This window comes from Roseivivax sp. CAU 1753 (assembly GCF_054482575.1).
In genome coordinates this window covers 265,775-272,497 of sequence record NZ_JBTLRF010000006.1, presented here as the reverse complement: position 1 = coordinate 272,497, position 6,723 = coordinate 265,775, and the positions used below count along the sequence as shown (strand labels likewise).

Annotated in this window: 5 protein-coding genes; 4 read left to right on the top strand and 1 reads right to left on the bottom strand. The window is 66.6% G+C overall.

All coding sequences use genetic code 11. The annotated features are described in order from the left end of the window. Nucleotides 1–70: 70 nt before the first annotated feature. Nucleotides 71–604 carry a hypothetical protein gene (locus ACXYMN_RS14555; RefSeq protein ID WP_459014439.1) on the bottom strand — a complete coding sequence of 178 codons (534 nt, stop codon included), beginning with the start codon at nt 602–604 and terminating at the stop codon, nt 71–73. A 180-nt stretch (nt 605–784) separates the two neighbouring features. Here ACXYMN_RS14555 and ACXYMN_RS14550 point away from each other — a divergent pair, with 180 nt between their 5' ends. The 4 genes from ACXYMN_RS14550 to purH all read left to right on the top strand — a co-directional run bounded on the left by ACXYMN_RS14550 (nt 785) and on the right by purH (nt 6,665). Continuing rightward, nucleotides 785–1,192, top strand: a complete 408-nt coding sequence (locus ACXYMN_RS14550) for a c-type cytochrome (RefSeq protein ID WP_459014438.1) — start codon at nt 785–787, stop codon at nt 1,190–1,192. Nucleotides 1,193–1,364: 172 nt separating this feature from the next. Further along, nucleotides 1,365–3,134 carry a PQQ-dependent methanol/ethanol family dehydrogenase gene (locus tag ACXYMN_RS14545; RefSeq protein ID WP_459014437.1) on the top strand — a complete coding sequence of 590 codons (1,770 nt, stop codon included), beginning with the start codon at nt 1,365–1,367 and terminating at the stop codon, nt 3,132–3,134. Nucleotides 3,135–3,306: 172 nt separating this feature from the next. Then, nucleotides 3,307–5,079 (top strand): heparinase II/III family protein, encoded by a 1,773-nt coding sequence (locus ACXYMN_RS14540; protein WP_459014436.1) that lies wholly within the window; start codon nt 3,307–3,309, stop codon nt 5,077–5,079. Further along, nucleotides 5,076–6,665, top strand: a complete 1,590-nt coding sequence (purH, locus tag ACXYMN_RS14535) for a bifunctional phosphoribosylaminoimidazolecarboxamide formyltransferase/IMP cyclohydrolase (protein WP_459014435.1) — start codon at nt 5,076–5,078, stop codon at nt 6,663–6,665. The genes ACXYMN_RS14540 and purH overlap by 4 nt, the downstream gene beginning before the upstream one ends. Nucleotides 6,666–6,723: the final 58 nt, after the last annotated feature.

Sequence of the window (6,723 nt, the reverse complement as noted above, 5' to 3'; positions counted from 1 at the left end):
TTCTCGCCCCCTCCCCCCCCCCCCCCGGCCCTTCGGGCCGGTCCGTCCCCCCGAGGTCGTGTCCCGCGCGCTATTCGGGGGTGATACGCAGAACCGGAAGCCAGAAACTGTCGGGCTCGGCCTCGATCAGATCGGCTTCGCGGATCGGGCGCAACTCGCCCGCATCGGGCGGCACGCCGAGCTTGTCGAGATCGGTCTCGAACAGCGTCCCGACGTAACCCGCGCCATCGGGCACGATGTCGAAATACACGCCCCGCCAAAGGTCGATGCCGTATTCGGTCGCGGGCTTCCAGACGAACAGGAAATCGTATTCGAGATCGGTGGTGTCCTGCGCCAGGTCGCGGGCGATCTCGTAGGGGTAAGGCACATGGCACCAATGCGTCCCGGGGCCCTCAAGGCACTTGAAAGGCCGCATCGACAGGAAATGGTCCGAAAACGGCGCGGGCGCCATGCGCAGGGCATAGCTCGTGCCGGTCGTTTCGATGGTGGCGATGCGGATGGGGGTGCCGGTCGCGGGCTCCAGCGTTACTGCGTAAATGTCCGCCTTGACGGCGCTGCCAAGCGCCGTGACGCCAATCGCCAAAAGCCGTATCATCTGTCGCATCACACTGCCTTTCGAGGGGGTGCCGCATCGTCCGCTGCCGGGAAGTGCCGCGTCAAGGATGCAGGCCTACGACCAAAGCACGCCACCGGACCGGGGCCGCGCTTGACCTGCGTCAAGGATATTTCCCCGGGCCGGGCGCAAGGCTCGGGCGCACACCGAACCCAGCACAAGGAATGCCCCATGCGACTGTCTCTCATCCTGCCCGTCCTGTTCCTGTCGTCCGTCGCGGCCCATGCCCAACCGGTTTTCGAAGCGGTCAAGATCGAGGCGGGACAGAAGCTTTACGACGCCGAATGCCACCGCTGCCATGCCGATAATGCGCAGGACCCGTCCTATGGCCCGCCATTGGAAAACATCGTCGGTCGCGCCGCGGGGGCCTATGCGGATTACGACTATTCCATCGCGCTCGAGGCATCGGGCATCGTCTGGACACCCGCTGCCCTGCGCGCCTGGATGGAGGACAACCAGGGCTTCATGCCAGGCACCAAGATGCGCCATGTGGGCATCACCGACCGCACCGTGCAGGACTTCATCCTGGCCTATCTGGTGTCGATCACCACGCAGGACAATTCCGCCATCTCGAAGTGAGCGGCGGGCGCCGGGTCTTGATTCGGCGCCTGTCAAGCCGACTGGGGTCTTACGACCAAAGCGGCGTATTTTGCGCCCCCGGCATAACTATAATCGGGTGCGGAGGAGACCGGTCCGGATTGCGGGTGCGCGACGCGGGTGACGATTTCCAAGGGATCTAAGGGAGGACCGAATGAACAAATTCATCGCCGCAGTAACGCTCAGCGTTCTGGCCGCCACGGGAACCGCGCATGCGCAGGTGACCGAGGCCATGCTGGCCGACGACCAGAACATGACGAGCCAGATCGTCACCAATGGCATGGGGCGTCACCTGCAACGCTATTCGCCGCTCGACACGATCAACAAGGACAACGTCAAGAACCTTGTCCCGGCCTGGGCCTTCTCGCTTGGCGGCGAGAAGCAGCGCGGGCAGGAAACCCAGCCGCTGATCTATGACGGCGTGATGTACATCACCGGGTCCTATTCGCGTCTCTATGCCATCGACGTGAAGACCGGCCAGGAAATCTGGCAATACGACGCCCGCCTGCCCGAAGGCATCCTGCCCTGCTGCGACGTGGTCAACCGGGGTGCCGCGATCTACGGCGACAAGATTTTCTTCGGCACGCTCGACGCGCGGATCGTGGCGCTCGACCTCAAGACCGGCGATGTGGTCTGGCGCGACAAGATCGCAGATTACAAGGCGGGCTATTCCTACACGGCAGCGCCGCTGATCGTCGACGGGCTGATCGTGACCGGCAACTCCGGCGGCGAATTCGGTATCGTCGGCGAGGTGCAGGCGCGCGACGCCGAAACCGGCGAGATGGTCTGGACCCGCCCGGTGATCGAAGGCCACATGGGCACGCTCAATGGTGAAGAAAGCACCATGACCGGAGAACTGAACGCGACCTGGCCCGGCGACATGTGGAAGACCGGCGGCGGCGCGACCTGGCTTGGTGGTTCCTACGACGCCGACACCAACACACTGGTCTTCGGCTCGGGCAACCCCGCCCCCTGGAACAGCCACCTGCGCCGTGCGGGCACACCGACCGAGGGCAACACCGGCGACAACCTCTATGCCGCCAGCCGCATCGGCATCAATCCCGAAAACGGCGAGATCAAGTGGCACTTCCAGACCACCCCGCGCGAGGGCTGGGATTATGACGGCGTCAACGAAGTGGTCGCCTATACCGACCGCGACGGCAACAAGCGCTATGCGACCGCCGACCGCAACGGCTTCTTCTACGTGCTGAACCGCGAAGACGGCACGTTCGTGTCCGCCACCCCCTTCGTCAAGGACATCACCTGGGCGAGCGGCATCGACGAGACCGGCCGCCCGATCTTCATCGAGGACAACCGACCCGGCGATCCCACCGCTGCGGCGGATGGCCAGAAGGGCGACGTGGTCTTCGCCTCGCCGGGCTTCCTTGGCGGCAAGAACTGGATGCCGATGGCGTTCAGCCAGAAAACCGGCAACTTCTATGTGCCCTCGAACGAATGGGGCATGGACATCTGGAACGAGCCGATCACCTACAAGAAGGGTGCCGCCTATCTGGGCGCGGGCTTTACCATCAAGCCCAACTACGAGGACCACATAGGGAGCCTGAAAGCGATCGACCCCGACGCGGGCGAAGTCGTGTGGGAATACAAGAACGACGCGCCGCTCTGGTCCGGTGTCATGACCACCGCCGGTGGCCTGGTGTTCTTCGGCACCCCCGAGGGCAAGTTCATCGCGCTGGATGACGAGACCGGTGAAGAGGTCTGGTCGTTCCAGACCGGCTCCGGCATCGTCGGTCAGCCCGTCACCTGGGAACAGGACGGCGAGCAGTACGTCTCGATCATCTCGGGCTGGGGCGGCGCGGTTCCGCTTTGGGGGGGCGAGGTGGCCAAGAAGGTCAACTACCTCAATCAGGGTGGCCTGCTCTGGACCTTCCGCCTGCCGAAGGAATTGGCTGCGGCAGAGTAACTCTCCCGCTCTGACGGCCAGAACGAAGCGCCCGGTCCCCGCGACCGGGCGTTTTTTCATGCGCGGTGGTCTGCGCGTGGCAGGCCTTGCGCGGAATCTCGGGTGACTTGGCTGCCGTCAGATTGTATCACTTCGGCCAATGACGGGCCGCAAGGGCCGCGAGAGGCAGGACATGTCGATACTGGAGCGATGGCAGGCCGAATCGAGCCGCCTGATGAACCGCTACCATGCGCGTCGCGCGGCCCGGACCCGGGCTGCGACGGGCTTTGTCTCGCGCCCCGAACCCCGCACCGTTGGATCCTTCGCCCGGGGGCGGCAGCTTTCGGCGGGCAACCTTCTGTTTGCCGGGCATCTGGTGCAGGCCCCGCACCTGACGCTGTGGGAACTGGAACCGCCCGACGCCGCCTTCGAGGAGGAGCTGCACGGCTTTCAGTGGCTCGACGATCTTGCCTCGGTGGGGGAGCCCAAGTCGCGGCGGGCCGCGCAACGCTGGGTCTGGGACTGGTTCGCCCGCTACGGGCGCGGCACCGGGCCGGGCTGGACGCCGGAACTGGTCGGTCGCCGACTGATCCGGCTGATCCATCACGCGCTGTTCCTGCTGTCCGGCCAGACCTCTGAAAAGACCGATGTCTTCTATGCCACCCTTGCGGCGCATGCGATCTTCCTGTCGCGCCGCTGGACCGCAAGCGCGCCGGGGCTGGGCCGGTTCGAGGCGCTGACCGGATTGCTGTATGCGGGCCTCGCGCTCAAGGGCATGGAAAACGAGGCCGGGCCCGCGCGCTCGGCGCTGGGCCGCGAATGCGACACGCAGATCGATCATCAGGGCGGCGTGCCGACCCGCAATCCCGCCGAGCTGCTTGAGGTTTTCACGCTTCTGACTTGGGCCAAGACGGCGCTGGAAGAGGCCGAACAGCGCCCCGCCGATGCGCATGATGCCGCAATCACGCGGATGGCGCCGACGCTTCGGGCGCTGCGGCACGCGGATGGCGGGCTGGCCCGGTTTCATGGCGGCGGACGCGGTATCGAGGGACGGCTGGACCAGGCGCTGGCGGCCTCGGGCGTGCGTCGGCGGCAATCGGACGGACTGGCGATGGGCTTTGCGCGGCTGTCGGCGGGGCGCACCAGCGTCATCATCGACGCCGCACCGCCGCCATCGGGCCCGGCGTCGTTCAACGCCCATGCCTCGACCCTGGCGTTTGAGCTGACATCGGGCCGCCGCCCGCTGATCGTCAATTGCGGCTCCGGCGCGGTGTTCGGCGAGGCCTGGCGGCAGGCCGGGCGCGCCACGCCGTCGCATTCGACGCTTTGCCTCGACGGCTATTCCTCGGCCCGGCTGGGTCCGGCGGGCTTTGTCGGGGCGGCCAAGCGCGAGATGCTGGTGGACGTGCCCCGAAAGGTCCCGGTCGAAATCAGCCGCGCGTCCGACGGGCTGACCTTTCAGGGCGCGCATGACGGCTTCGTGTCGACCCACGGGCTGACCCATGCCCGCACGCTCGAGCTGACCTTCGACGGGCGCGGGCTGGTGGGCGAGGACTTGCTGCTGGCGGTCGACAAGGCCGAAAAGGCGCGATTCGAGCGGCGGATGGATGCGGTGTCGCTGTCCGGTCTGCCGTTCCAGTTGCGGTTTCACCTGCATCCGGATGTGGATGCGGAGATCGATCTGGGCGGGGCGGCGGTGTCGATGGCGTTGCGGTCCGGGGAAATCTGGGTTTTCCGGCACGATTCCGACGCCGAATTGACGCTGGAGCCGTCGGTTTACCTGGAAAAAGGCCGCTTGCGGCCCCGAGGGTCGCAACAGGTCGTTTTATCCGCTCGCGCGATGGAGTATGCGACGCGCGTCCGCTGGTCCCTTGCCAAGGCGCAGGAGACGGCCATCGCCATCCGCGACCTTGCGCGGGACGAGCCGGATTTCGAGATGACCGAGCCACAGCAGGACCAGACATGACCGATCTTCAGCCCGTTCGCCGCGCCCTTCTTTCCGTTTCCGACAAGACCGGTCTTCTCGACCTGGCACGGGCGCTTGCGGCGCGGGGGATCGAGCTGGTTTCGACCGGGGGCACCGCCAGGGCGATGCGGGATGAAGGCCTGGAGGTGCGCGACGTGGCGGACCTGACGGGATATCCCGAGATGATGGACGGGCGGGTAAAAACGCTTCATCCTGCGGTCCATGGCGGGCTTCTGGCGCTGCGCGACAATGCCGAGCATCAGGCCGCCATGGCCGCGCACGACATTGCCGGGATCGACCTGTTGGTGGTCAATCTCTACCCGTTCGAGGACACCGTCGCCAAGGGGGCGGATTACGCCGACGCGATCGAGAATATCGATATCGGCGGGCCCGCGATGATCCGGGCGGCGGCAAAGAACCACGGCTTCGTCAACGTCGTGGTCGATACCGAGGATTACGGCCCGCTGCTCGACGAGTTGGCGGCCAATGACGGCCAGACCTCCTACGCGTTCCGTCAGCGGCTGGCGCTGAACGCCTATGCCCGCACCGGGGCTTACGACGCCGCCGTCTCGACCTGGATGGCCGACGCGCTGAAAGAGACCGCGCCGCGCCGCCGGGTGGTGGCCGGAAAGCTGGCCCAGACCCTGCGCTACGGCGAGAACCCGCACCAGCAGGCGGCGTTCTACGTCGATGGCACGGCGCGCGCCGGGGTGGCGACGGCGACCCAGCACCAGGGCAAGGAGCTGAGCTACAACAACATCAACGACACCGATGCGGCGTTCGAACTGATCAGCGAGTTCGCCCCCGGCGACGGTGCGGCCTGCGCCATCATCAAGCATGCCAACCCCTGCGGCGTGGCGCGCGGGGCCGACCTGAAAGAGGCCTATGGCCGCGCCTTCGATTGCGACCGGACCTCGGCCTTCGGCGGCATCGTAGCGCTGAACCAGCCGCTCGACGGGGCGACCGCCGAAGCCATCGCCGAGATTTTCACCGAGGTGGTGATCGCGCCCGGGGCCGATGACGCCGCCCGCGCGGTCTTTGCCGCCAGGAAGAACCTGCGGCTCTTGACCACCGACGGGCTGTCGGACCCGGCGGCGGGCGGGCTGACCTTGCGGCAGGTGTCGGGCGGGTTCCTGGTGCAGGACCGCGACAACGGACATCTGGGCGCGTGGGAGCTGAAGACCGTGACCCGGCGCGCGCCGACCGAGGACGAGTTGCGCGATCTGCTGTTTGCCTGGACCGTCGCCAAACACGTGAAGTCCAACGCCATCGTCTACGTCAAGGACGGCGCCACCGTCGGGGTCGGGGCAGGCCAGATGAGCCGCGTCGATTCGACCCGGATCGCGGCGCGCAAGAGCCAGGACATGGCCGAGGTGCTGGGGCTGGAGGCGCCGCTGACGCAGGGGTCCGTGGTGGCGTCGGACGCCTTCTTTCCGTTCCCCGACGGACTTCTGAGCGCGGCGGAGGCCGGGGCCACGGCGGTCATCCAGCCCGGCGGCTCGATGCGGGACGACAAGGTGATCGAGGCGGCGGACGCGGCGGGACTGGCCATGGTGTTTACCGGCATGCGGCATTTCCGGCACTGATTTCCCGGCGGCGTGCGGGTGGTGCGGACGGCGAGTGCGTATTTTTCCAAATGGAAAG